The organism is Cupriavidus sp. SIMBA_020 (assembly GCF_046535395.1).
In the GTDB taxonomy this organism is placed as follows: domain Bacteria; phylum Pseudomonadota; class Gammaproteobacteria; order Burkholderiales; family Burkholderiaceae; genus Cupriavidus; species Cupriavidus campinensis.
In genome coordinates this window covers 79,823-102,691 of sequence record NZ_JAWRWU010000001.1, presented here as the reverse complement: position 1 = coordinate 102,691, position 22,869 = coordinate 79,823, and the positions used below count along the sequence as shown (strand labels likewise).

20 protein-coding genes are annotated in these 22,869 nt (G+C 69.3%); 8 read left to right on the top strand and 12 right to left on the bottom strand.

Annotation, left to right across the window (positions count from 1 at the left end):
• Nucleotide 1: 1 nt before the first annotated feature.
• Nucleotides 2-364, bottom strand: coding sequence for an STAS domain-containing protein (locus tag SB751_RS00470; RefSeq protein ID WP_211944294.1), 363 nt, complete (start codon nucleotides 362-364; stop codon nucleotides 2-4).
• Between the two features lie 13 nt (nucleotides 365-377).
• Complete coding sequence (locus tag SB751_RS00465) at nucleotides 378-1,226, bottom strand: STAS domain-containing protein (protein ID WP_144195440.1); 849 nt, start codon at nucleotides 1,224-1,226, stop codon at nucleotides 378-380.
• Between the two features lie 276 nt (nucleotides 1,227-1,502).
• Here SB751_RS00465 and SB751_RS00460 point away from each other — a divergent pair, with 276 nt between their 5' ends.
• Genes SB751_RS00460 through pdeM form a run of 5 tightly spaced genes read left to right on the top strand, consistent with a single transcriptional unit; the run spans nucleotide 1,503 to nucleotide 7,965 of the window.
• The gene (locus SB751_RS00460) at nucleotides 1,503-1,760 is read left to right on the top strand and encodes a hypothetical protein (protein WP_144195438.1); all 258 of its coding nucleotides are present in this window, start codon (nucleotides 1,503-1,505) and stop codon (nucleotides 1,758-1,760) included.
• Nucleotides 1,761-1,803: 43 nt separating this feature from the next.
• Nucleotides 1,804-2,901: a ligase-associated DNA damage response exonuclease gene (locus SB751_RS00455; protein WP_410747709.1), complete on the top strand. Its 1,098-nt coding sequence runs from the start codon at nucleotides 1,804-1,806 to the stop codon at nucleotides 2,899-2,901.
• Nucleotides 2,898-4,598 (top strand): ATP-dependent DNA ligase, encoded by a 1,701-nt coding sequence (locus SB751_RS00450; RefSeq protein WP_410747708.1) that lies wholly within the window; start codon nucleotides 2,898-2,900, stop codon nucleotides 4,596-4,598. Before SB751_RS00455 ends, SB751_RS00450 begins: the two co-directional genes overlap by 4 nt.
• On the top strand, nucleotides 4,595-7,276 hold the full coding sequence (locus SB751_RS00445) for a ligase-associated DNA damage response DEXH box helicase (protein ID WP_410747707.1): 2,682 nt from the start codon (nucleotides 4,595-4,597) through the stop codon (nucleotides 7,274-7,276). The genes SB751_RS00450 and SB751_RS00445 overlap by 4 nt, the downstream gene beginning before the upstream one ends.
• Nucleotides 7,273-7,965 carry a ligase-associated DNA damage response endonuclease PdeM gene (pdeM, locus tag SB751_RS00440; RefSeq protein WP_211943300.1) on the top strand — a complete coding sequence of 231 codons (693 nt, stop codon included), beginning with the start codon at nucleotides 7,273-7,275 and terminating at the stop codon, nucleotides 7,963-7,965. The genes SB751_RS00445 and pdeM overlap by 4 nt, the downstream gene beginning before the upstream one ends.
• Nucleotide 7,966: 1 nt before the next feature.
• Here pdeM and SB751_RS00435 read toward each other — a convergent pair whose 3' ends face one another.
• The gene (locus tag SB751_RS00435; protein ID WP_144195427.1) at nucleotides 7,967-8,488 is read right to left on the bottom strand and encodes a CinA family protein; all 522 of its coding nucleotides are present in this window, start codon (nucleotides 8,486-8,488) and stop codon (nucleotides 7,967-7,969) included.
• Between the two features lie 230 nt (nucleotides 8,489-8,718).
• Nucleotides 8,719-10,632 carry a PAS domain-containing sensor histidine kinase gene (locus SB751_RS00430; RefSeq protein WP_211943301.1) on the bottom strand — a complete coding sequence of 638 codons (1,914 nt, stop codon included), beginning with the start codon at nucleotides 10,630-10,632 and terminating at the stop codon, nucleotides 8,719-8,721.
• A gap of 242 nt (nucleotides 10,633-10,874) precedes the next feature.
• Between SB751_RS00430 and SB751_RS00425 the strand changes: the two genes are divergently transcribed.
• Nucleotides 10,875-12,014, top strand: coding sequence for an aromatic ring-hydroxylating oxygenase subunit alpha (locus SB751_RS00425; RefSeq protein WP_144195423.1), 1,140 nt, complete (start codon nucleotides 10,875-10,877; stop codon nucleotides 12,012-12,014).
• A gap of 45 nt (nucleotides 12,015-12,059) precedes the next feature.
• Here SB751_RS00425 and SB751_RS00420 read toward each other — a convergent pair whose 3' ends face one another.
• Nucleotides 12,060-13,139 (bottom strand): alkene reductase, encoded by a 1,080-nt coding sequence (locus tag SB751_RS00420; RefSeq protein WP_144195421.1) that lies wholly within the window; start codon nucleotides 13,137-13,139, stop codon nucleotides 12,060-12,062.
• 130 nt (nucleotides 13,140-13,269) lie between these two features.
• On the opposite strand from SB751_RS00420, the gene SB751_RS00415 reads away from it, so the two are divergent.
• Nucleotides 13,270-14,877, top strand: coding sequence for a phospholipase D family protein (locus SB751_RS00415; protein WP_410747706.1), 1,608 nt, complete (start codon nucleotides 13,270-13,272; stop codon nucleotides 14,875-14,877).
• Nucleotides 14,878-14,939: 62 nt separating this feature from the next.
• Nucleotides 14,940-15,275 (top strand): helix-turn-helix transcriptional regulator, encoded by a 336-nt coding sequence (locus SB751_RS00410; protein WP_186296738.1) that lies wholly within the window; start codon nucleotides 14,940-14,942, stop codon nucleotides 15,273-15,275.
• 129 nt (nucleotides 15,276-15,404) lie between these two features.
• Here the strand turns inward: SB751_RS00410 and SB751_RS00405 are convergent, their stop codons facing one another.
• From SB751_RS00405 to SB751_RS00375, 7 genes are all read right to left on the bottom strand, one after another.
• Nucleotides 15,405-16,472 (bottom strand): 2-aminoethylphosphonate aminotransferase, encoded by a 1,068-nt coding sequence (locus tag SB751_RS00405; RefSeq protein ID WP_410747705.1) that lies wholly within the window; start codon nucleotides 16,470-16,472, stop codon nucleotides 15,405-15,407.
• Complete coding sequence (aepY, locus tag SB751_RS00400; protein WP_144195415.1) at nucleotides 16,459-17,664, bottom strand: phosphonopyruvate decarboxylase; 1,206 nt, start codon at nucleotides 17,662-17,664, stop codon at nucleotides 16,459-16,461. Before aepY ends, SB751_RS00405 begins: the two co-directional genes overlap by 14 nt.
• The gene (gene aepX / locus SB751_RS00395) at nucleotides 17,661-19,370 is read right to left on the bottom strand and encodes a phosphoenolpyruvate mutase (protein WP_144195413.1); all 1,710 of its coding nucleotides are present in this window, start codon (nucleotides 19,368-19,370) and stop codon (nucleotides 17,661-17,663) included. The genes aepY and aepX overlap by 4 nt, the downstream gene beginning before the upstream one ends.
• The gene (locus SB751_RS00390) at nucleotides 19,367-20,152 is read right to left on the bottom strand and encodes an NTP transferase domain-containing protein (RefSeq protein WP_144195411.1); all 786 of its coding nucleotides are present in this window, start codon (nucleotides 20,150-20,152) and stop codon (nucleotides 19,367-19,369) included. Before SB751_RS00390 ends, aepX begins: the two co-directional genes overlap by 4 nt.
• 72 nt (nucleotides 20,153-20,224) lie before the next feature.
• On the bottom strand, nucleotides 20,225-21,226 hold the full coding sequence (locus SB751_RS00385) for a flippase-like domain-containing protein (protein WP_144195409.1): 1,002 nt from the start codon (nucleotides 21,224-21,226) through the stop codon (nucleotides 20,225-20,227).
• Complete coding sequence (locus tag SB751_RS00380; RefSeq protein WP_144195407.1) at nucleotides 21,223-22,062, bottom strand: 2OG-Fe(II) oxygenase; 840 nt, start codon at nucleotides 22,060-22,062, stop codon at nucleotides 21,223-21,225. The genes SB751_RS00385 and SB751_RS00380 overlap by 4 nt, the downstream gene beginning before the upstream one ends.
• 8 nt (nucleotides 22,063-22,070) lie before the next feature.
• Entirely contained in the window at nucleotides 22,071-22,745 is a 675-nt protein-coding gene (locus SB751_RS00375) for a CDP-alcohol phosphatidyltransferase family protein (RefSeq protein WP_144195405.1), read from the bottom strand.
• Nucleotides 22,746-22,869: the final 124 nt, after the last annotated feature.

Genomic DNA, 22,869 nt, shown 5'->3' with positions numbered 1-22,869 from the left:
GTCAGGCTCCCCGCGCGGCGGCGTCGAGCATCTGCATGCCGCGCTCCACGCTCAGGGCCGTCTTCACGCCGCCCAGCGAGAGCCCCAGCTCCACCAGCGTGATGGCCACGGCCGGGCGGATGCCCGCCACCACCGTGGTCGCGCCCAGGATGCGGCTGATGTCCGAGATGCTCACCAGCATGCGGCCGATGAACGAGTCCACCATCTCCAGCGCCGAGACATCGATCAGCACGCCGTGCGCGCCGGTCTGGTCGATGGAAGAGGCAATGTCTTCCTGCAACATCAATGCGGTCTGGTCCTGCATGTCAATCTGGATCGTGACCAGCAGGTTCTTGCCCATCCGCAGGATTGGAATCCGTTCCATGGCGCCTCCGGGTTCAGACGGCGCGGGTGACGGTGTGGCCGGTCATGCGCATGGCCGTGGCCAGCGCGTCCGCCAGCGTGGACTTGGTGATGATGCCCTGCAGGTCGATGCCAAGATGAACGATGGTCTGCGCAATCTGCGGCCGGATGCCGCTGATGATGCTTTCCGCGCCCATCAGGCGGATGGCCGTGACGGTCTTCATCAGGTGCTGCGCCACGAGGGTGTCCACGGTGGGCACGCCGGTGATGTCGATGATGGCCAGCTCGGCGCCGGTATTCACCAGGCGCTCCAGCAGCGTTTCCATGACGATCTGCGCGCGGCTGCTGTCCAGCGTGCCGATTACCGGCACCGCCAGCACGCCGTCCCACAGCTTGATCACGGGCGTGGACAGTTCCAGCAGCTCGTGCTGCTGGCGCACGATGATTTCCTCGCGCGTCTTCTGGTAGGTGGAGACCGTCCACTGCGCCATGCGGTCCACGATGGAGGAGGCCGCCCAGACCACCGCGATCTGGCCGTCCACGTCGCCGCGATGGCGCTGCAGGCCATCGAACAGCGGGCGCTTGAGCGCCAGCACGAAGCCGCTGGTCATGTCGGCGGTTTCGCCCTGTGCCGCGCGCGCGGAGGACAGGCGCGCCAGCGTGTCCCGCAGGGCGTTCCAGGCGCTGATGTCGAAGCTGCCGGTGTCGGCATCCGCGGTCAGCCCGGTCTCGAGCGCCTTGAGAATCGCCCGCTGCTCGGTCTCAAGGTTCTGGCTCAGGCCGCGGCCGCCCGTGTAGACGTGGTACTCGGCGGTCCAGCCGCGCAAGATGGTGTCCTGGTCCTCGCGCAGGAGGTCCGCTAGTCGCTGATTTTCTGGGCGCATGAAGGTGTGGAAGATGGGAGGGATCGGGCTATGGACGCCCCGAGGCTGACCGCGCCCCAAGGCAGGACGTTGAGTCGATTCTAGGAGAGATTCATAGCCCACACTATCGGCGCCCGGCTGATTGACGCCGTATGGGAAATCGGCATTCCGCTCATCAAGTGCTTTATAGATAACGTTGTGAGAATGCGCCGACAGCCGAACGGGACACCCCACGCTGGCCGCCGCCACACCGGGCCGACTACGCTGGATAAGGATCGTCAGGTCGGGAGGATTTCCGTGGATTGGCTCGATGCGCTGCAATGGCCCGCGATGGCGGTAACGGTGGCCGCCACCTGGCTGGTGGGCAGCCGCGCGGCGGGCCGGCGCAAGGTAGGCTTCTGGGTCTTCCTGATTAGCAACGCGATGTGGGTGGGCTGGGGCTTCCATACCGGCGCCTGGGCGCTGGTAGTGCTCCAGTTCGCGCTGGCCGCGCTGAACGTGCGCGGCATGGCGGAGGCGCGCAAGGCGCGGCGCGCGGGGCCGTCCGCTACCTGAACGCCACCGGAACGCTGCCTGCCGTATTTATATATAGAGAAGGATGCCGATGGCCGACCTGATCGTCGCGCGGCCGGAAGGGCTGTACTGCCCGCCCGGCGACTTCTATATCGATCCATGGCGCCCCGTGGCCCGCGCCGTCATCACCCACGCCCATTCAGACCACGCGCGCTTTGGCCACGGCAGCTACCTCTGCGCCGCCCCGGGGCGCGGCGTGCTGCTGGCACGGCTGCCGGGCATCGCGCTGGAGACGCTGCCCTACGGCGCAGCCATCACGCATCACGGGGTGCGGCTGAGCCTGCATCCGGCCGGGCACGTGCTGGGCTCCGCCCAGGTGCGGCTGGAGCATGGCGGGCAGGTCTGGGTGGCATCCGGCGACTACAAGGTTGAGGCGGACGGCACCTGCGACCCGTTCGAGCCCGTGCGCTGCGACACCTTCATCACCGAAAGCACCTTCGGACTGCCGATCTACCGCTGGCCGACGCAGGCCGCGCTGATGGCCGAGATCTTCGGCTGGTGGCAGGCCAATGCGGCGGCGGGGCGGGCGAGCGTGCTGTACTGCTACGCCTTCGGCAAGGCACAGCGCATCCTGCACGGGTTGATGCGCCATGCGGGCGCGGACGCGGCCCTGCCGGGGCCCATCGTCGTGCATGGGGCAATGACCGCGTTGAATAGCGCCTATGCCGAGGCCGGCGTGGCGCTGCCGCCCACCCTGACCACGGCGGACCTTCCGGCGCGCAGCCCGGCGCTGCGCCGCGCGCTGGTGGTGGCGCCGCCGTCCGCGCAGCGCTCCACGTGGCTGCGCCGCTTTGGCGAATCCGCCGATGCGTTCGCCAGCGGCTGGATGCAGCTGCGCGGCACGCGGCGCCGGCGTGGCGTCGATCGCGGCTTCGCGCTGTCCGACCATGCGGACTGGCCCGGCCTGCTGTCGGCGATCACCGCCACGGGCGCGCCGCGCATCATCGTCACGCATGGCAACGTGCCGGTGATGGTGCGCTTCCTGTGCGAGCAGGGCTGGCAGGCGCAGGCGTTCCAGACCGAGTATGGGGACGATGCCGGGGATGATGACGAGCCGGCGCAGGGGCAGGGGCAGGCGCAGGCGGAAACCACCCCGGAGTCAAGCGAGGAGCAAGGCGCATGAAAGCCTTCGCCGACCTTTATGCGGCGCTGGACGGCACCACCTCCAGCAACGCCAAGCTGGCAGCGCTGGTCGACTACCTGCGCGCCGCGCCGCCCGAGGACGCCGCCTGGGCGGTCTACTTCCTGTCCGGCGGCAAGCCGCGCCAGCTGGTGCCGGTGGCGATGCTGCGCGAGCTGGCCCGGCAGGCCGCCGCGCTGCCCGAATGGCTGTTCGAGGAAAGCTATCAGGCCGTGGGCGATCTGGCCGAGACCATCGCGCTGTTGCTCCCGGCCGCGCCGCACGTGGACACGGCCGGGCTGGCCGAATGGGTGGAGCAGCGCCTGCTGCCGCTGCGCGGCCTGCCGCCCGAGGTGCTGCGCGAGCGGCTGGACGCGCTCTCGCGGCCCCTCGACGCGCGCGGGCGGCTGGTGCTGTTCAAGCTGATCACGGGCGCGTTCCGCGTGGGCGTGTCGCGGCTGCTGGTCACGCGGGCGCTGGGCGAGGTGGCCGGGCTCGACGCCAAGCGCGTGGCCGAGCGCATGGTCGGCTACACGGACATCTCGCGCCGCCCCGATGCCGCCCACTACCTAGCGCTGATCGCGCCGGACGATGCCGGCACGGCGGCGGGCGAGGGCGCCCTCGCCAGCATCCAGCGCGGCGGCCAGCCCTATCCCTTCTTCCTCGCCCATCCGCTGCAGGCCCCGGTGGAGGACTTCGACACCGTGCTCGGCGCCCCGGCGCGCTGGCAGGTGGAATGGAAGTGGGATGGCATCCGCGCCCAGCTGGTGCGCCGGGCCGGCGCCACATGGCTGTGGTCGCGCGGCGAGGAACTGATCACCGAGCGCTTTCCCGAGCTGGCCGAAGCCGCCGCCACGCTGCCGGACGGCACCGTGCTCGACGGCGAGATCGTGATCTGGCAGGACCGCCGCGTGCAGCCGTTCGCCTTGCTCCAGCAGCGCATCGGCCGCAAGACGCTCGGTGCCAAGCTGCTGCGCGAGGCACCGGCCATCCTGATGGCCTACGACCTGCTCGAATGGCAGGGCGAGGACTGGCGCGCCCGCCCGCAGGCCGAGCGCCGCGCGCGGCTGGAGCAGGTGATTGCCGATCACGTCCACCCGGCGCTGGAGTTGAGCCCGCTGGTCGATGCTGAAAGCTGGGCGCGCTACGCCACGCTGCGCGAGACCTCGCGCGAACTGGGCGTGGAGGGTTTCATGCTCAAGGCTGTGAACGCCGCCTACGGCGCGGGGCGGACCAAGGACGTGGGCGTCTGGTGGAAATGGAAGATCGACCCCTACACCGTGGATGCCGTGCTGATCTACGCCCAGCGCGGCCACGGCCGGCGCGCCAGCCTCTATACCGATTTCACCTTCGCGGTCTGGAACGGCCCGCCGGGCACGCCGGATCGCGCGCTGGTGCCGTTCGCCAAGGCGTACTCGGGGCTGACCGATGCCGAGATGCGCGCCGTGGACGCCATCGTGCGCAAGACCACCGTGGAGTCGTTTGGCCCGGTGCGCAGCGTCACGCCGACGCAGGTCTTCGAACTCGGCTTCGAGGGCATCTCCCGTAGCGGGCGTCACAAGAGCGGCATCGCGGTACGGTTTCCACGCATGCTGCGCTGGCGCACGGACAAGCCGATCGAGGAAGCCGACACGCTGGCCACGCTGGAGGCGATGCTGCCGGGCGCCGCGCGCGCGGTGCCGGCCGAGGATGCCGCATGAACGATGTCTTCGTCCGCCCGCCCCCCGTGGCCGAGACGCTGCCGGCGCTGTTCGCGGCCCGCCACTGGCAGCCGTTCGATTTTCAGTGCGAAGTCTGGGAGGCCATCGGGCACGGCCAGAGCGGGCTGCTCCACGCCACCACCGGCACCGGCAAGACCTACGCCGCGTGGCTGGGTGCGCTGCTGGCCTTCGCCGAGCCCCCGGCCCGCGCCGGCGCCACGCCGCCACCGCTCACCGTGCTGTGGCTCACGCCGATGCGCGCGCTGGCCGCGGACACCGCCCGCGCCTTGCAGGCCCCGCTGGCCGAACTCGGCCTGGACTGGACCGTGGGCCTGCGCACCGGCGACACCGGCAGCAGCGAACGCGCCGCGCAGGCGCGCCGCCTGCCCACGGCGCTGGTGACCACGCCGGAGAGCCTCTCCCTGCTGCTGACCCGCGCCGACGCCCGCGAGGCGCTGGGCCGCGTGCGGGTGGTGGTGGTCGATGAATGGCACGAACTGATCGGCGCCAAGCGCGGCGTGCAGGTGCAGCTGGCGCTGGCACGGCTGCGGCAATGGCAGCCAGGGCTGATGGTCTGGGGGCTGTCGGCCACACTCGGCAACCTCGACCATGCCAGCGATGTGCTGCTGGCCGGCCTGCCCGACGATCGCCGCGTGCGGGTGCACGGCCATACGCCGAAGACGCTGGTCATCGACACGCTGCTGCCGGACGCCGCCGGGCGCTTTCCGTGGGCGGGGCACCTCGGGCTGTCGATGCTGCCGCACGTGGTGCGTGAGCTGGAATCCACCAGCACCGCGCTGGTCTTCCTCAACACGCGCTCGCAGGCCGAACTCTGGTATCAGGCCCTGCTCGATGCGCGGCCCGAGTGGGCCGGCCAGATCGCGCTGCACCACGGCTCGCTGGACCGCGCCGTGCGCGACTGGGTGGAGGTGCATCTGAAGAACGGCGCACTGCGCGCCGTGGTGTGCACGTCGAGCCTGGATCTGGGCGTGGACTTCCTGCCCGTGGAGCGCGTGCTCCAGATCGGCTCGCCCAAGGGCGTGGCGCGGCTGTTGCAGCGCGCCGGGCGGTCTGGCCATGCGCCGGGGCGGGCATCGCGCGTGACCGTGGTGCCCACGCACAGCCTGGAACTGGTGGAAGCCGTGGCGGCGCGCAACGCGGTGCGCGCCGGCCGCATCGAGGCGCGCGAGTCCCCGGACAAGCCGCTCGATGTGCTGGTCCAGCATCTGGTGACGGTGGCGCTCGGCGGCGGCTTCCGGGCCGATGACCTGCTGGCCGAGGTGCGCACCACCTGGGCCTACCGGGCCCTGAGCGACGAGGAATGGCAATGGAGCCTCGACTTTGTGCGGCAGGGCGGGCGCACGCTGTCCGCCTATCCCGACTATCACCGCGCGATGCCCGACGACGCCGGCATCTGGCGCGTGCCCGATGCGCGGCTGGCGCGCCGGCACCGCATGAGCGTGGGCACCATCGTCAGCGACGCCACGATGCAGGTGCGATTCTGGACCCGGGCCGGCAGTGGCGGGGCCTCGCTGGGCACGGTGGAAGAGGGCTTTATCGCGCGGCTGGCGCCCGGTGACTGCTTCCTGTTCGGCGGCCGGCTGCTGGAACTGGTGCGCGTGCAGGAGATGACCGCCTACGTGCGCCGCGCCGCCGGCAAGCGGCCCTCGGTGCCGCGCTGGAACGGCGGCAAGATGCCGCTTTCCACCGAACTGGCCGAGGCCGTGGTCGATACGCTCGAAGCCGCCCAGCTTGGCCACCTCGACCCGGCCAGCACGCCCGAATTGGCGCTGATCCAGCCGCTGGTAGACCTGCAGGCGCGCTGGTCGGCGCTGCCCACGCGCGGCACGCTGCTGGCCGAGACCCTCCATTCGCGCGAAGGCTGGCATCTGTTCCTCTATCCGTTCGCGGGCCGCTCGGTGCATCTGGGGCTGGGCAGCCTGCTGGCGTGGCGTCTCGGGCAGCAGGTGCCGGCGACCTTCTCGGTGGCCGTGAATGACTACGGGCTCGAACTGCTGGCCTCGGCGCCGCTCGACTGGGCGCACTGGCTGCCGCGGGTACTGGCCGAGAAACGCCAGCGCGACCTGGCCGCCGACGTGCTCGGCAGCCTGAACGCGGGGGAGTTGTCGCTGCGGCGCTTCCGCGAGATCGCCCGCGTGGCCGGGCTGATCTTCCAGGGCTACCCCGGCGCCCACAAGAGCGCGCGGCAGTTGCAGGCGTCATCGAGCCTGTTCTACGAGGTCTTCCGCAAGCACGACCCGGCCAACCTGCTGCTTGGGCAGGCCGAGCGCGAGGTGCTGATGCAGGAGCTGGACGCCCACCGGCTGGCCGACACGCTGGCCCGGCTGGCCGCGCTGCGGCTGGACCTGCACGCCCTGAAACGTCCGTCGCCGCTGGCCTTTCCGCTGGTGGTGGAGTTCCTGCGCGAGAAGCTGAGCACGGAGAAGCTGGCCGACCGCATCGCCCGCATGCTGGCCGAACTGGAGGCGGCGGCTGGGCCGGTGGGGGATATGGCGGATACCGGTGCCGATGCCACGCAAGTGGCCGAGGTGGCGCGCTTCGGCATGGCCGATCACGTCAAGTCAGGCGGTCGCAGTGGTGGAAGAAGCGGGGCCAGCGGTCGCGCACGTCGCTCGGGGCGCCCGCGCAAGCCATCGAAACCGCTCCCGCTGCTATGAGCCAGCCGGACGCCGCCACGTTGCATGCCTTCGGCGCCCAGGCCGTGGAAGTGGCCGGGGAGACGCTGTGGCTGCTGCCCGAGCATGCCATCTGGTGGCCCGGCGCGGCGATGCTGCTGGTGGCGGACGTCCATATCGGCAAGGCCGCCGCGTTCCGGGCGCTGGGGCAGCCGGTGCCGCCCGGTACCACGGCGGAGAACCTGACGCGGCTGCACGCGCTGGCCATGCGCTATCCGGCGCGGGAGCTGGTGTTTCTGGGCGATTTCCTGCACGCCCGCGCCGCGCGCACGGCGGCGGTCATCGCAGCGCTGCATGACTGGCGCCGGGCGCTGCCGGCCCGGGTACGCTGCACGCTGGTGCGCGGCAACCACGACACCCATGCCGGCGACCCGCCGCCGGAACTCGGCATGACCGTGGTCACGGAACCGCTGCGGGCCGGCCCGTTCGCGCTATGCCATATGCCGGGCGCTTCCCCGGACGGCTATGTGCTGGCCGGCCACCTCCATCCGGCCGTGGTGCTGCGCGGCAGCGGCGCCGATGCGCTGCGGCTGCCGTGCTTCGTGCTGGGGGAGGCGGGCGCCATCCTGCCGGCCTTCGGCGCCTTCACGGGCCATGCCACGGTGCGGCGCGCGCCAGGGAACCGCATCTATGGGGTGGGCGATGGGCGGGTCTGGCCAGTGCCTGGGTAGTTCATTCGCGGCTGGCGCCGCGCCGCGCCTGCTCGTAGTAGTGCTGGATGCGCAGCAGCGCGTAGTCGGCGGCGGCGCAGCGCACGGCGTTGCGGTCCCCGTCGAAGCGCCGCGTCTCCGTGAACACGGCCAGCGGGGCGGTGCGGCCCGGCAGCCGGAGCACCCAGGCGAAGCACTGCGTGCCGGCCGGGGTGTCGTCGGGCGCGTTGCCATCGGCCACCCCCGTGTTGGCAATCGCCAGATTGGCATCGGCAAGGCGCAGCACGCCGTGCGCCATGGCCAGCGAGACCGCCTCGCTGGTCAGCCCGTGGCGGCGGATGACCTCGGCCGGCACGCCCAGCACGGAAGTCTTGATGTCCGGCGCATAGGCCACCACGGCGCAGCGCAACACGTCGCCGCAGCCGGGCACCTCGGCAATGCGCGACGCGATCAGCCCGGCAGTGCACGACTCCGCCGTGGCCAGCCTGAGACCGTGGCGCGAGAGGAAATGCGCCATGTCCCGGATTTCCGGACTTTCCTTCATGTCGATGCCTGGGATGGATGGTGGGGTGGAGTGGCAGGTTTTGTGCCAGCAGCGCAGCGGGCGCCGGCGACCGAGCGCGCGCAAAACTGCATCGCTCCCCATCCATCCCCTTGTAAGACTTGCCCAGCCTGCGCACCGGCGCGGGCGCTGGGGGCGCCTGTCTTGCAGAGACCTATGCGTCACCACGGTTGGCGAATGCCCTGGCAACGACGGGGATGACGCCGGCAGGGCTAGCTGGCGTCGATGGCCTGGAGCAGCGCCTCCAGCTCCACCGGCTTGACCAGATGCCGGTGGAAGCCGGCCTTCTGGGTCTGCTGGCGGTCAGACGCCTGCCCGAAGCCGGTCATCGCGATATAGCGCGTGTTGGCCAGCGTGGGCATCTGGCGCAGCGCATGGACCACTGCGAAGCCGTCCATGCCCGGCATGGCCAGGTCCACCAGCGCCACGTCCGGCCGCACGCGTGCCGCCGCGTGCACGGCTTCCATGCCATCGTAGGCAATCGTCACGGCGTGGCCGGACATCTCCAGCAGGATCGCCATGCTGTCGGCGGCGTCGCGGTTGTCGTCCACCAGCAGCACCCGCAGCGGCCGGGGCGTGCCGCCGGCGGCATCGGCGTTCTCGCCGGCCGGATTGAACGCCGCCGCCAGCGGCAGCTGCACCGTGAAGGTGGCGCCCAGCCCGGGCCCCTCGCTCGTGGCCGAGACCGAACCGCCGTGCATCTCCACCAGCGAGCGGCACAGCGACAGCCCGATGCCCAGCCCGCCCTGCGCGGTGCTGCCGGGCCGGTCTTCCTGCACGAAGAGGTCGAAGATGTTGTCGAGCGACTCCCGCGCGATGCCCCGGCCATGGTCGATGATCTGGATCACCAGCGTGCGGTGGCGCACCATCGACGTAATCGAGATCGACGCGCCCGGCGGCGAGAACTTGGAGGCATTGAGCAGCAGGTTCTGGATCACCTGCACCAGCCGCGTGCGGTCCACGAAGAGCGGGATGTCCTCGGTCGCGGCGGTCACGCCTACCGGCTGGGACTTGGCGGCCAGCGCCGGCTCGGCGGCCTCGATGCCGAGCGCGATGATCTCGCGCGCCTGTATCGGCTCGCGGCGCAGTTCGATCTTGCCGGCGGCGATGCGGCCCACGTCGAGCAGATCGTCCACCAGCCGGGTGAGGTGGGTCATCTGCCGGTCGATCAGGCTCAGGCTCTTTTTCGTGACGGCGGGCTCCTGCGGGCGCAGCCGCATCACGGTCAGCGCGTTGCGGATGGGGGCGAGCGGGTTGCGCAACTCGTGCGAGAGCGTGGCCAGGAACTCGTTCATGCGGCGCTCGGACTGCTCCAGTTCCGCCAGCCGCTTGCGCTCGCTCATGTCGCGCGTGACCTTGGCAAAGCCGCGCAGGTTCTGGCGCTCGTCATAGACCGCCGTAATGGTCACGTTGGCCCAGAACAGCGAGCCATCCTTGCGCACGCGCCAGCCTTCGTCCTCCACGCGGCCCTTGGCGCGGGCGATGGCCAGTTCGCGGCCGGGCTTGTCAGTCGCCAGGTCCTCGGCGGGATAGAAGACCGAGAAGTGCCTGCCAACAATCTCGTCGCGCCGGTAGCCCTTGATGTAGGACGCGCCGGCATTCCAGCTCATCACCCGGCCATGGGGGTCGAGCATGAAGATGGCGTAGTCCTTGACGTTCTCCACCAGCATGCGGAAGGTTTCCTCGCTCTGGCGCAGGGCCTCGGCGGCGAGGCGCTGATCGCTCATGTCGCGCGTGACCTTGCCGAAGCCGAGCAGGTGGCCCTGGGGGTTGCGCAGCGCCGTGATGACCACGTTGGCCCAGAAGCGGCTGCCGTCCTTGCGCACGCGCCAGCCTTCATCCTCGAAGCGGCCGATGCGCGCGGCGGTCTCCAGCTCCATGCCCGGCCAGTTGCGGGCGCGCGCCTCGTCGGTATAGAAGCGCGAGAAATGCTGGCCGATGATCTCGTCGCGCTTATAGCCCTTGATCCGTTGCGCGCCGGCGTTCCAGCTGCTGACGCGGCCCTCGGGGTCCAGTGTGAAGATGGCGTAGTCCGTGACGGACTCCACCAGCGTGCGCAGGCGTTCGCTGTCCACGTCGTTGGGCGAGGCAGGGGGCGGGGAGGGTGGGGATGCGGGGCGCGGCATCGTGTTGGCTGGCTTCAGATCCTCCAAGGATACATAGATTTTGGCCGTTTCTCGCCCTGTGGCTACCCGTGGGCAGGGGAATCCCACCCATCGTGCAGGCCGGGGCTGTCGCCGCTCCGCAACACGTGGCGCGGGGCGTGCCGGAGCGGGGTAACGTCGGAGAAATGCCGACATACCGAGGGGACGCAATGGGGTAGACTCGTTCGCTTCCCTGCCAGTCCTGCCCCACGGAGATGCCACGCATGTTTGCAGAGTCTGCGCTTGACCGCCGTACCATCGAACCTGCCGTACCGGTGGCCGAACCGCCGTCCAGCGTTGCGGCGCCGCAGCCGCTGGCGGGTGACGTTGGCGTGCGGGACCTGCGGCGCGTGCCGATCCATCCCGACTACTGGTATCCGCTGGCCTGGTCGAAGGAGGTGAAGCGCGGCAAGGCGCACGGCGTGCGCTTTGCGGGCGATCCGATCGTGCTGGTGCGTACCGAGAGCGGCAACGTGTTCGCGCTCGAAGACCGCTGCGCCCATCGGCAGGTGCCGCTGCACGCGGGCGTGGTGGATGGCGAATCGATCCGCTGCTGCTACCACGGCTGGACCTACGACTGCTCCGGCCGCTGCATCGACGTACCCTACCTCGGCAAGGAGCGCCTGCCCAACGGCGTGCGCGCCTACCCGTGCAAGGAGGTGGCCGGCCTGATCTTCGTCTTCCCCGGCGACCCCGCGCTGGCGGACAGCCGCCCGCTGCCCGCCTTCGCCTCCGTGGCGGACAGGCAGTACAAGACCCGCCGCCTGGGCCGCGAGGTGAAGTGCCACTACTCGTTCATGCATGAGAACCTGATGGATATGAACCATCAGTTCCTGCATCGGCGGCAGATGGGCATGATGCGCGCCCGCTCGGTCGGGCGGCGGCGTGGCGAGGGCTTTGTCGAGGTCGACTACACCTTCACCCGCGAGGGCGGCAAGCAGCCCGTGGGCGAGGCGCTGGTGTTCAGCAAGGACGGCGGGGAGAACAGCAAGGATGTGATGACGGTACGCACTGTCTATCCGTATCAGACGCTGCAGATTCGCTCGGGCAGCGGCACGCTGGTGATGGACCTGTGGATTGCCTATGTGCCGCTGGACGCGGCGCAGCGCACCAACCGGACCTTCGGCACGCTGTCGATCCGCCGGCCGGGGCTGCCGTTCGCGCTGGACCTGGCGTGGCCGCTGCTGGTCTGGTTCACCGAACGGATTTTCAAGGAAGACCGCGAGATCGTGGAGATGGAACAGGCCGCCCACGACAAGCAGGGCGCGGACTGGAACCACGAGGTGTTCCCGGTCATCCGCGACCTGCGCGACCTGCTGCGCGAGTGCGGCGGCCGGACGGTGATTCCGATCCAGAAGGTCTGAAAGGTTTTTCTCCCCACTCCTGCAAGCGGGAGCGGGGAGCAAGGCTTACGACGCCGACGCGGTTTCCAGCGTGGGGTAGTCCGTATACCCGCGCGTCTCGATGCCGCCCGTGCCGTACATCGTGGCCGGGTCGATCGCGTTGAGGTCGGCACCCAGCCGCAGGCGCTCCACCAGATCCGGATTGGCGATGTACGCGCGGCCAAACGCCACGGCGTCGGCATCGCCCGTCGCCAGTACGGCCGTGGCGGCCGCCTGGTCGAAGCCATCGTTAGCGATGATCGCCCCGCCGAAGGCGCGCTTCAGCTGCGGCAGCAGCGCACCTTCGCCCGGCGTCTCGCGCACGAACAGGAAGCCCAGCCCGCGCTGGCCCAGCGCCCGCGCCACATGGCCGAAGGTCTCCGCCGGCTGGCTGTCTGCCATCGAATGGCTGGGCGAACGCGGCGCCAGATGCACGCCCACGCGCTTGGCGTCCCACACGGCCGTCACGGCGTCCGCCACTTCCAGCAGGATGCGCGCGCGATTCTCGATCGATCCACCATATTCGTCCGTCCGCACATTGCTGCCGTCCTGCAGGAACTGGTCGAGCAGGTAGCCGTTGGCGGCGTGGATGGTCACGCCATCGAAACCGGCCGCCTTGGCGTTGGCGGCGGCCCGGCCGAAGTCGGCCACCACGGCGCGGATCTCGTCACGCGTGAGTTCGCGCGGCACCACGAAGGGACGCTGCGGGCGCAGCAGGCTCACGTTGCCGCCAGCCGCGATCGGGCTCGGCGCTACCGGCAGGCGGCCATTGAGCAGGCTCGGGTCGGAAATCCGGCCCACGTGCCACAGTTGCGCCACGATGCGGCCGCCGGCGGCGTGTACGGCATCGGTCACCTGCTTCCAGCCTGCCACCTGCGCGTCGGACCACAGGCCCGGCACGTTCTGGTAGCCCACGCCGTCTTCGGAGATGGGCACGCCCTCGGAAATCAGCAGGCCGGCGGAGGCGCGCTGGGCGTAGTACTCGGCCATGACTGCGTTGGGGACATGCACGGGCTCGGCGGCGCGCAGCCGGGTCAGCGGCGCCATGACGATGCGGTTCGGCAGCGCCAGGTCACCAATTTGCAGGGGATCGAACAGGGTGGGCATAAACATATCCGTCACGGTTATAAAGCTTGCAAACTGCAAGTAACGCAAGCTTAGCAGCGCGCGGTAAGATCGCAAACGTCGATTTCGACCTATTCAATTGTTGCGGGTGGAACAATCCAGGAGCGGTCCGATGCGCGTTGCAAACTGGCTGATGGCGGCAGGAGCGATTGTGGTGTCGATGCTGGGAGCGGGCTGCGCCCGCCTGCCGCCGCATCCGGCCCAGCCGCCGACCCTGGCGCTGGCCTCGGCCGATACCGCCGATACCGCCGATACCGCCGATACCGCACTCGGGCGCGTGCTGGCGCCGCGCCTGGCGCAGCATCCCGGGGAATCGGTGTTCTATCCGCTCACCGCCGGCGCCGATGCCTTCGCCATGCGGCTGGCGCTGGCCCGCACCGCCCAGCGCAGCCTGGACCTCCAGTACTACATCTTCGATGCCGACGACACCGGCCTGACCCTGCTGGCCGAGGTCATGGCCGCCGCTGACCGTGGCGTGCGCGTGCGGCTGCTGCTGGACGACCTCCACACGGACGGCCAGGACCAGGCGCTGGCGGCGCTGGACGCCCATCCCAACGTCGAGGTGCGCCTGTTCAACCCGTTTGCCAACCGGGGCATGCGGATGTTCGAGTTCGCCACCGATTTCCGGCGCGTGGACCGGCGCATGCATAACAAGTCGATGACGGCGGACAACCAGCTCACCGTGGTGGGCGGCCGCAATATCGGCGATGCCTACTTCGCGGCCAAGTCCGATGTCGATTTCAGCGACCTGGACCTGCTGGCGGCCGGCCCGGTGGTGCCGCAGGTCTCGGCCGTGTTCGACGATTACTGGAATGCCGAGGCCACCTATCCGCTCGCCACGTTGGCGAAGCGCCAGTCGGACGCCGAAACCGTGGCCTTCCAGCAGCGCGTGCGCCAGTACCTCGATGACCGCAAGGTGAAGCTGCGTGCCACGCCGTATGGCAAGACCGTGCTGGAGTCCGGCGTGATCCGCGCCATCCAGCAGGAGGCGCTGCCAGCCTACTGGGGCCGCGCCACGGTGATTGCCGACCGCGCCGCCAAGGTCACGCTGCCGCCCGAGGACAACTCGACCCACGCGATTCCGGCGCTTCTCAAGGTGCTGGGCGGCGCGCAGCACGACCTCACGCTGGTCTCCCCGTACTTCGTGCCCGGGAAGGCCGGCATGGACTGGCTGGTTGGCCTGCAGCAGCGCGGCGTGCAGGTCCACATCCTCACCAACTCGTTCGGCGCCACCGATGTCTCGGCGGTACACGCCGGCTACGCGCCGCGCCGCGAGGCGTTGGTCCAGGCGGGCGTGCTGCTCTACGAACTCAAGCCCAGCGCCTACGCGGAGATGGCGAAGGAGAACAAGGGGCGCGGCATGGGCGGCAGCAGCCGGGCCAGCCTGCATGCCAAGACCTATATGGTCGACCGCCGGTTGCTGTTCATCGGCTCGCTCAACCTGGACCCGCGCTCGGCGCGGCTCAATACCGAGATGGGCATCGTGGTAGACAGCGCGCCGCTGTGCGACATGCTCGGCAAGCGGCTCGACGATGCCCTGCTGGACGCCGCCTACCAAGTGGTGCTGCTCCCCGACCCCCAGACCGGCCATCTGCAACTGGCCTGGATCACGCGCGAGGACGGCGTGCTGCGTACCTACACCAGCGAGCCGGACATGAGCGGCTGGAACCGCATCGGGCAGGGCTTCATGCGGCTGCTGCCGATGGAGTCGGAATTGTGACGATCGGGGCGCATGCGTGTCTGTGCCTGCCATAACAAGCAGTAACGCAAATAATGCCTGTTATGACACGCTCCGTTGCCTCGCCGCTACCCCCTGAAGTCGGATTGCGCCTCGCCGCGCTCGGCGCCCGTATCCGGGACGCCCGGTTGCATCGCAAACTGCGCCAGGTCGATCTGGCGGAGCGCGCCGGCCTGTCCCGCTCGACCATCGAGGCCATCGAGCGCGGCAGCGCCGACACCGCCATCGGCGCCTTCGCCCGCGCCCTCTGGGTCATGGGCCTGGACCGCGAACTGGACGTCGTGGCCGACACCGCGCTCGACCAGGAAGGCGCCGCACTCGAATATCAGCCCGGCGAGCGCCGCGTGCGCATTCGGCGGGCACTCGACAATGACTTCTGAGGCAAGGCCGCTGGAAACAGGGATTGATAGACGAGGGGATCGGCGAGCAGGAAGCCGACGACTGGGCCGTCTGCTTTACCCCGCTGCCGGATTCCCTCTAGGCCGCTAAACGGCCAGGCGACCTGCCGACTAACGCTGCGTCAGCGCCTTGAAGCCGTCCACCAGCCGGTCGATGTCGGCCGGAGTGAGCGCGCCCATGGTGGAGATGCGGAACAGTTGCGCGGACAGGCCGCCCTGGCCGGCATAGATCACGAAGCCGCGTGTCTTCAGGCCGTCGTGAAGTTGCTCGTACGTCACGCCTTGCGGCAGCTTGTACGCGCGCAGCACCACGGACGACTGCGAGGCGGGCCACAGCGGCTCGATGCCGAGTGCCGCCAGCCCCGCGCGGGCCTGTTCGGCCAGTGCGGCGTAGCGTTGATGACGCGCCTGCCAGCCGCCTTCTTCCTCGTGCTCGCGCAGCGCTTCCACCAGCGCGTAGTACGCGTGTACGGACGGCGTGAACGGCGTGTTGCGCTGGTCCTGGAGCTTGGCCAGCCCGCCGATGTCCAGGTAGTAGGTGCGGCTGGCCGCCTGCGCCAGCGCGCCGCGCCGGGCGATGACGAAGGCCGCGCCGGGCACGCCGTGCAGGCACTTGTTGGCCGTGGCGGACACGGCGTCGATGCTGCCGCCGAAATCGATGGCCTCCGCGCCGAAGCTGCTCACCGCATCCACCAGCAGGCGCACGCCGTGTTCCTGGCAGAGCCGGTCCACGGCGGCGATGTCGTTGAGCCGCCCGGTGGTGGTCTCGTGATGGATCACCGCCACGTGCGTGATCGCCTTGTCAGCCTTGAGGGCGGCGGCGATGCGGTCGAGGTCGGGCGCGTCCATCCAGTCGTGCTTCACCAGCGTGTGCGCGATGCGGTACTGCGTGGCGATCTGCGCGATGCGCTCGCCATAGACGCCGTTCTGCACGATCAGCAGCTTGCCCTGCTCGGGGACGAGGCCGGCGATCATGGACTCCAGCGCGGCGGTGCCCGAGCCCGTCATCAGCACGGCGGACCATGCGGCGGGGTCGAGCGCGTAGATCTTCAGCAGCCGCGCGCGGGCTTCGTCCTGGAGGTCGAAGAACTCGCTTTCGCGGTGGCACAGGTCGGTTTGCAGCAGGCTCTGGCGCACACGCTCGGAGAGCGTAACGGGGCCCGGGTTAAGCAGCAGCATGGTCGGTGCCTTGGCTTGTGCCTTGATCGGCGCCGATCTGGCGGCCGAGGCGGGTCTTGACTTCCACCGGCGTCACGGTCGGGCGCGGCAGGCCATCCGGCGTGCCGGCGCGGGTTTGCAGGCAGACGAAGGTCGGGCCGGCCTTGGCCGTGGCGGCGCCTTGCAGGACACTGTCGAGCAGGTCCAGGTGATCGCCCTCGGCCGCCGACGCGTAGCCGCACGCGGCCGCCACCGAGGCGAACGACACGTTGTGCGACACCGTCGACTGGCCGCCCGTGGAGTCGTGCGCGTTGTTGTCCAGCAGCACATGCGTGAGGTTGGCCGGGCCGTAGGCGCCCAGCGTGGCGAACACGCCCATGCGCATCAGCGCGGCGCCGTCGCCATCGATGGCCACCACGCGCAGGTCCGGCCGCGCCAGCGCGAGGCCGAGCGCGAACGGCGTGAGGCAGCCCATCGAGCCGACCATGTAGAGCTGGTTCGGCCGGTCATCGAGCGCATAGAGTTCACGGCCGCAGAAGCCGGTGGAGGCCAGCACCACGGTGCCGTCGACCGGCGTATGAGCGATCACGCGCGCCAGTGCGTCGCGTCGGCTCGGCAGTTCGGCGGCCGGCACGTTGCGGCGCGACACCTGCGGCGTGGCCTTGGGCCGTGCCTGCGGCGGCGTCTGGGCCGTCAGCGGATAGGGCGCCACGCTGCCTTTCTGCATGACCAGCGCGTAGGGCCGGCCGGTGGCGTCCATATGGGCCACGGCGCGGTCCAGCGCGGGGCCGACATCGGCTGGCTCGGTCGGGAACAGCTCCCATGGAATCTCCATGGTTTCCAGCATGGCCGGCGTGACCGGGCCCATCAGCGCGTGCTGGGGCTCGTCATGCACGCCGGGCTGGCCGCGCCACGTCACGATCAGCAACTGGGGCAGGCGGAACGTCCACGTCAGCGAGGTGAGCGGGCTCACGGCGTTGCCGAGGCCCGAGTTCTGCATCATCGTCACGCCGCGCACGCCGTTTTGTGCGCCTTGCGTCACGCCGGCGATAAAGGCCACCGCATCACCCTCATTGGCCGCCGAGACGTAATGCAGCGAGTTGTCCTGCACCACGTAGTTGATGAACGGCGTCAGGTAGGAGCAGGGCACACCCGCGTACCACTGGAAGCCACGCTCGCGCGCGGCCTCCACGAACTGGACCGCCTCGATCATCGGGCGGCCTCGCCGTTGGCCTCACCGTCGACATTCCCCAGGGCGTACGGCGTCTGCGTATGGGCGAAGTCGCCGGCACGGCGGAAATCGTCCAGATCGTTCACACCGCGCCAGTGGCCGTGCACGTACTTGACCTCGATCTTCTCGCCGGCTTCGACCAGTGCGTTGAGCAGGTCGGGCAGGTCGAGCTGGTCGAAGTCCGGCCGCTCGCGCAGCTTGGCCAGCAGCGCCTGCAGCTTGGCGCGGCCTTCGCCACGCACGCTGAACAGGCCGATCCAGCGGCCATTGGGCTGGGCTTCGCCGGCGGCGGGCAGGGTGTCCGAGACCTTCTTCAGGGTGATGGTCTGGCCGAACAGGTCGCGGTCGTCGCCGCCCGAGCACCACGCGAAGTCGCGCACGCTCTGGTTCGACGGCGCGGTCTGCGAGGAATCCACCACCACGCTGAACGGGGCATCGGATTCGAGCAGGTCGCGCAGGATGTAGCTGCGGAACAGCAGGTCGCCGTAGGCGATCACAGTGTCGGTCTGCATGGCATCGGCCGCGCAGGCCAGCGAGGCCAGCTCGCCGGTCTGGGCGTGGCGCTCGTTGACGGCCAGCTTGATGCCGGCCGTGTCGATGGCCTGCGCCTGGTAGCCGCCCACCACGGTGATGTCGTTGATGCCCTGCTTCTTGAAGCCATCGACCAGCCAGCGCAGCAGCGGCTTGCCGGCCACCGGCAGCATGATCTTGGGCTTGTCTTCGGTCAGCGCCTCGAGGCCCTTGCCACGGCCCGCCGCCAGCACCACGGCGGCGCCCGGCACCTGCGCGCCGGACAGGTAGATCTTCTCGGCGGCCGAGTACTCGTCGGCGTCCTGCAGGCGGAAGATCTCGTTGACGGAGGCGATGCGGTCTTCCACGTTCACCAGCGTCTCGCTCTCGTGGATTTCGCGGGCCACGGCCTGCATCGACGAGGCGGCCACGCGGATCAGGTGGTTAGCCCAGATCACGAGGCTGATGCCCGCCTTGCGGAAGGCCTCGGTCGGCGTGCTGTAGTACTTCGTCGGCACGATGACCAGCGGACCCCGGCCCGCCCATTCGCGTGCGAAGGTCAGGATTTCGTCCGGCTTGGACAGCTTGCTATGGATCAGGATGGCGTCGGCGCCGGCCTGACGGTAGGCCTCCGCCCGGCGCAGGGCCTCTTCCATGCCCCAGCCCGCGATCAGGGCTTCCACGCGGGCGACGATCGAGAAGTCGTCGTCCGTCTGCGAGTCCTTGCCGGCCTTGATCTTGCCGCAGAATTCGTCGATTTCCGCCAGCGGCTGGCGCTCGCCGTCGATGAAGCTGTTGGTCTTCGGGAACTGCTTGTCCTCGATGCAGACGCCGGCAATGCCGCGCTGCTCCAGCTTGCGCACCAGACGGCGCACATTGTTGAAGTTGCCGTAGCCGGTGTCGCCGTCGAGCAGGATCGGCAGGTCGCTGGCATCGGCCATGAACTCGAGGTTGTCCACCACCTGGGTCCAGCTGGCCTCGTTGTTGTCACGCACGCCGAACTGGGCCGAGATGGCCAGCCCGGAGGCCCAGATGCCCTTGAAGCCGGCCTCGCGCACGATGCGCGCGGACAGCCCGTTGTGGGCTTCCATGATGAATTCGAGCTGGTTGGACACCAGCATCTGGCGCAGGCGGGCGGCGCGGGAGGTGGCGAGCAGGTTCGGGTCGATAGCGTTCATTGTGCGAATCCCACGATGGGCAGAAGTTGGGGCAGGACTTCATTGGCGGCGCGTTCGACGTCGCCGGGGAAATCGATCTCGATCCACGGCGCGCCGGTCACGTCGGCCGTGTCGAACTGGTGGCTGCGCTGGGCCAGCGACTCGAGCAGCAGGTCGCGGACGGCTTCCTCGTGCGGCATGTTGGCGCGGCCCGAATCGACGTAACCCTTGACGATTTCGGCCAGCCGGCGTGCCGTGTGTTCCTGGAATCGGAAAAATCCTACGGATTCACCGATGGTGTCGTACTGGAGGTCGGCCATCAGCTGCTTGCGCAGTTCCACCGGCACGCCGTCGCGCAGGCAGAGCTTGACGGGCTCGTCGCCGGCCTCGAAATCGCGGTCGATCAGCAGGCGGTTGACGGTCTCGCCGGCCACCAGCGCGTTGAGAATGCGCTCATCGTAGAGCACGTCGGCGTCCATCAGCAGGACGTCGCCGCCGCGCGTGAGGGCGTCCGCCACGGTGTGCACGGTCAGCACGCTGCCGAGGTCGAAGCGCGGGTTCAGCACGATCTCCACCGGCGGGTGGCCGGCCGGGCGCGCGATGTTGGCCAGTTCGGCCTGCACCTGGGCGGGCTCGAAGCCCAGCGCAAGCACGACTTCCGTGACGCCGGCTGCGTCGAGCATGCGCAGGTGGCGCTCGAGCAGGGTGATGCCGTCAAAGCGCAGCAGGCACTTCGGAAACTGCTTGCCCGGCTGTTGCTGAAGCCGCAGGCCCAGGCCCGCGGCGAGAATGATTGCTCGCATTATTGTCTGTTCACCTTGCTTGAGGATTTGCCTGGGAATTACCTGAGGATTGCCCGGGTCGACGGATGTTCGTTATTCGGAGCCCTGCCACGCCGCCTGCCGGGTGCGCCGGCGCTGGTATCGGCGCTCGCTGTGGTGCAGGTAGAGCAGCCCGGGGATGCCGAGCACCAGTTCGCGCACGCGCTTGGCCAGCGACATCGCCAGCGCGGCATCGGGCGGCAGGCCCACCAGCGGCGCCAGCAGCAGATAGCCGCCTTCCTGCGCGCCGAGCGAGCCCGGAATGGCGAACGCCGCGCCGCGAATTGCCTGCCCCACGCTCTCCAGCAACAGCGCCTCGTGCCAGCTCACGGGATGACCCAGGAAGTAAAGAATCAGCCAGACCTCGCCCGTGCCGACAATCCAGCCGGCCAGGTTCAGCAGGAAGCTGGCGGCCACCTTGCGGCGGTCGCGGTACAGGGCGCGGATGGCTTCGTCCACGGCATCGGCACGCAGCGCCAGGCCGTCCCAGTTGCGCTTGCCGAACACGCGCGCGGCCACGCGCAGCACGCGGCCAAACATGCCGCGCCGCTGGAGGATGCAGAAGGCCAGCACGCACAGGGCGAGGACCACCGTCACGGCGATGATCGGCCCGCGCTGGTCGGAGAGGTTGCCCTGCGCGCCGAACAGCAGGATGCCGAGCAGCGCGAACAGCATCTGCGAGAGCGCCTGCGTGGTCGTGCTGACGGTGATGGCCGCGGCGGCGTCGCGCATGCGGGCGCCGTGATGGGCGAGGTAGCGCACCATTAGCACCGGGCCGCCGATCTGGCCGGCCGGCAGCAGGCTGTTGACCGACTCGCCGGCCCAGCGCGCACGCAGCGCGGTGCAGAACGAGCCATGGTGCGCGGAGCGGTCTACCAGCACGGCGATGGCGGCGGCGTCTAGCGCCAGCGGCACCACGTGGAACGCGGCAACCACGGCCAGACCCCAGCCGGCGGACATCAGCGTGGTCGTGACCGCGCCAAAGCCTTGCCAGGCGAGTAGCGCGACAAACAGCGCCGCGCCAATCGTCAGCAGAATAAATGCAGCGCGAGTCACTTACTGGACTTCCCGCCCGATAGCAGGCGCCTGAAGACCTGCCGGAAGCCGAAATAGGCCACCGCGTCTTTCATATTGGAGATAAAGCGCAGCCACGGCCGCATGCCCGGATCGGTCACGTATTCGAAGGTCAGCGACACGCGGATCTCGTTCGGGCCGGCGGGGGTAATGCGGTGGCGCAGCTTGTCGCCATCGAACAGCACGATGCCGCCCGGCGGAATCTGCACCGCGCCCGGTTCGTCGGGCACTTCGGGGTTACGGGTGTGGAGTTCGTATTCGAGCCGGCAGGAGGACTCGTCCAGCACGCCGATCAGCAGCGTGTAGCGCCGGCCATCGTAATAGGAGGTGTCGTAGTGCCAGCCGATATGGTCGCCCGGGCGCGTGTAGTAATAGAGCGCGTAGGCGTGCGGGTCGGTGGGCGGGCAGACCTGGAGCTTGTCGCCGGTGACCTGTTCGAGCCAATGAATCAGCGCGGGCGATCGATAGAGCTCGGCAATGAACGGCGCCTGCTCGTCGATGGTGTGCCGGCTGACGCTGCCGCCCTGCTTGTGGCCGGGCAGGTAGTTGCGGTTCAGCCCCGGCTGGAGCGCGCGGGCCAGCGCCACCAGTTCGGCGCACTGCTCGGGCGGCAGGAATTTGTCGAGGTAGAGGAACGCGCCCTGGCGGTCGAAGTCGGCGCGCAGCGCGGGCGTGTCCAGCCCGGCCGTCGCGCGTGCCACGGCGGCATCGGGGTGGCCAGCATGGCGCGGAAGCGGCGCGGGAGCGTCGATGGTGGGATGGAGCCCGGGATCGAGCGGGGAATCTAGCGCGATGTCGCGGGTAGCCTGTTCCGTCATTGGCCGCCTCAATGTTTCGTTGGGGTGCCGACCGTCTGGGGGCGCCGCATGACGCGCCAGTAGTCGATGATGACAAGCAGGGCAAACAGCGGCGCGCCCACCGAGGCCAGCGCCAGGAACGGTCCGATGCTGCTGGTCAGCGTGACCAGCGGCAACAGGTACAGCACGTCCTCGGTCTCGAACCCGGCGGCGGAAGCCTGCTTGGTGCCACTTTTGCCAACCCGCGATTCTATACGCATGCGCAGGAAGAAGATCAGTGCCACCGCCAGCCCGGCCACGGTGCCGCGGCCCACCGGGCCGATCGCCTCGGTGGTCGCGGGCGCGGTCGCGCCAATCGCCATGCCCATGCTGACGAACAACAACACGGTAATCAGGGCATCGCTGGCCAGATCGTAAAAATGCCCGATCTTGCTGCCTTTGCCGCTGATCCGCGCCAGTTCGCCATCGGTGTGATCGATGAAGTTGGAGATGACGACCAGCAGGGCGCCGTAGTTGGTCCACGCGTAACCCCCCTGCGCCAGACAGGCAACGCCGGCAAGCCCGATGAGCAGGCGCAGCGTGGTCAGGTGGTTCGGGGTGACTCGGGTATTCCGGAGGGGCCGCACAAGGCGGCGGGCAAGGCGGGCATCCCAGGTGGGCGGCATGGGCGGCTCATCCGGGAAATTCGGGGATTTCTGGTTCATCCGTCAACAATCTGGAACGCATCCCGGCGCGGAGGGGCCGGGCGATGCGCAACACTACGCCGGTGGCGCGGGAATGACAAGCGCACCAGAATACGCCTTTTTGCGGGACGGCGCACTGGGCGCG

Bases quoted from the DNA above. Each gene is read 5' to 3' on its own strand.
- SB751_RS00375 (WP_144195405.1), bottom strand. From the start codon at position 22,745: ATGAACCAGAAATCCCCGAATTTCCCGGATGAGCCGCCCATGCCGCCC.
- SB751_RS00415 (WP_410747706.1), top strand. From the start codon at position 13,270: ATGCGCGTTGCAAACTGGCTGATGGCGGCAGGAGCGATTGTGGTGTCG.
- aepX (WP_144195413.1), bottom strand. From the start codon at position 19,370: ATGAACGCTATCGACCCGAACCTGCTCGCCACCTCCCGCGCCGCCCGC.
- aepY (WP_144195415.1), bottom strand. From the start codon at position 17,664: ATGATCGAGGCGGTCCAGTTCGTGGAGGCCGCGCGCGAGCGTGGCTTC.
- SB751_RS00390 (WP_144195411.1), bottom strand. From the start codon at position 20,152: ATGCGAGCAATCATTCTCGCCGCGGGCCTGGGCCTGCGGCTTCAGCAA.
- SB751_RS00450 (WP_410747708.1), top strand. From the start codon at position 2,898: ATGAAAGCCTTCGCCGACCTTTATGCGGCGCTGGACGGCACCACCTCC.
- SB751_RS00445 (WP_410747707.1), top strand. From the start codon at position 4,595: ATGAACGATGTCTTCGTCCGCCCGCCCCCCGTGGCCGAGACGCTGCCG.
- SB751_RS00470 (WP_211944294.1), bottom strand. From the start codon at position 364: ATGGAACGGATTCCAATCCTGCGGATGGGCAAGAACCTGCTGGTCACG.
- SB751_RS00420 (WP_144195421.1), bottom strand. From the start codon at position 13,139: ATGCCCACCCTGTTCGATCCCCTGCAAATTGGTGACCTGGCGCTGCCG.
- SB751_RS00430 (WP_211943301.1), bottom strand. From the start codon at position 10,632: ATGCCGCGCCCCGCATCCCCACCCTCCCCGCCCCCTGCCTCGCCCAAC.
- SB751_RS00455 (WP_410747709.1), top strand. From the start codon at position 1,804: ATGCCGATGGCCGACCTGATCGTCGCGCGGCCGGAAGGGCTGTACTGC.
- SB751_RS00435 (WP_144195427.1), bottom strand. From the start codon at position 8,488: ATGAAGGAAAGTCCGGAAATCCGGGACATGGCGCATTTCCTCTCGCGC.
- SB751_RS00465 (WP_144195440.1), bottom strand. From the start codon at position 1,226: ATGCGCCCAGAAAATCAGCGACTAGCGGACCTCCTGCGCGAGGACCAG.
- SB751_RS00405 (WP_410747705.1), bottom strand. From the start codon at position 16,472: ATGCTGCTGCTTAACCCGGGCCCCGTTACGCTCTCCGAGCGTGTGCGC.
- SB751_RS00380 (WP_144195407.1), bottom strand. From the start codon at position 22,062: ATGACGGAACAGGCTACCCGCGACATCGCGCTAGATTCCCCGCTCGAT.
- SB751_RS00410 (WP_186296738.1), top strand. From the start codon at position 14,940: ATGACACGCTCCGTTGCCTCGCCGCTACCCCCTGAAGTCGGATTGCGC.
- SB751_RS00425 (WP_144195423.1), top strand. From the start codon at position 10,875: ATGTTTGCAGAGTCTGCGCTTGACCGCCGTACCATCGAACCTGCCGTA.
- pdeM (WP_211943300.1), top strand. From the start codon at position 7,273: ATGAGCCAGCCGGACGCCGCCACGTTGCATGCCTTCGGCGCCCAGGCC.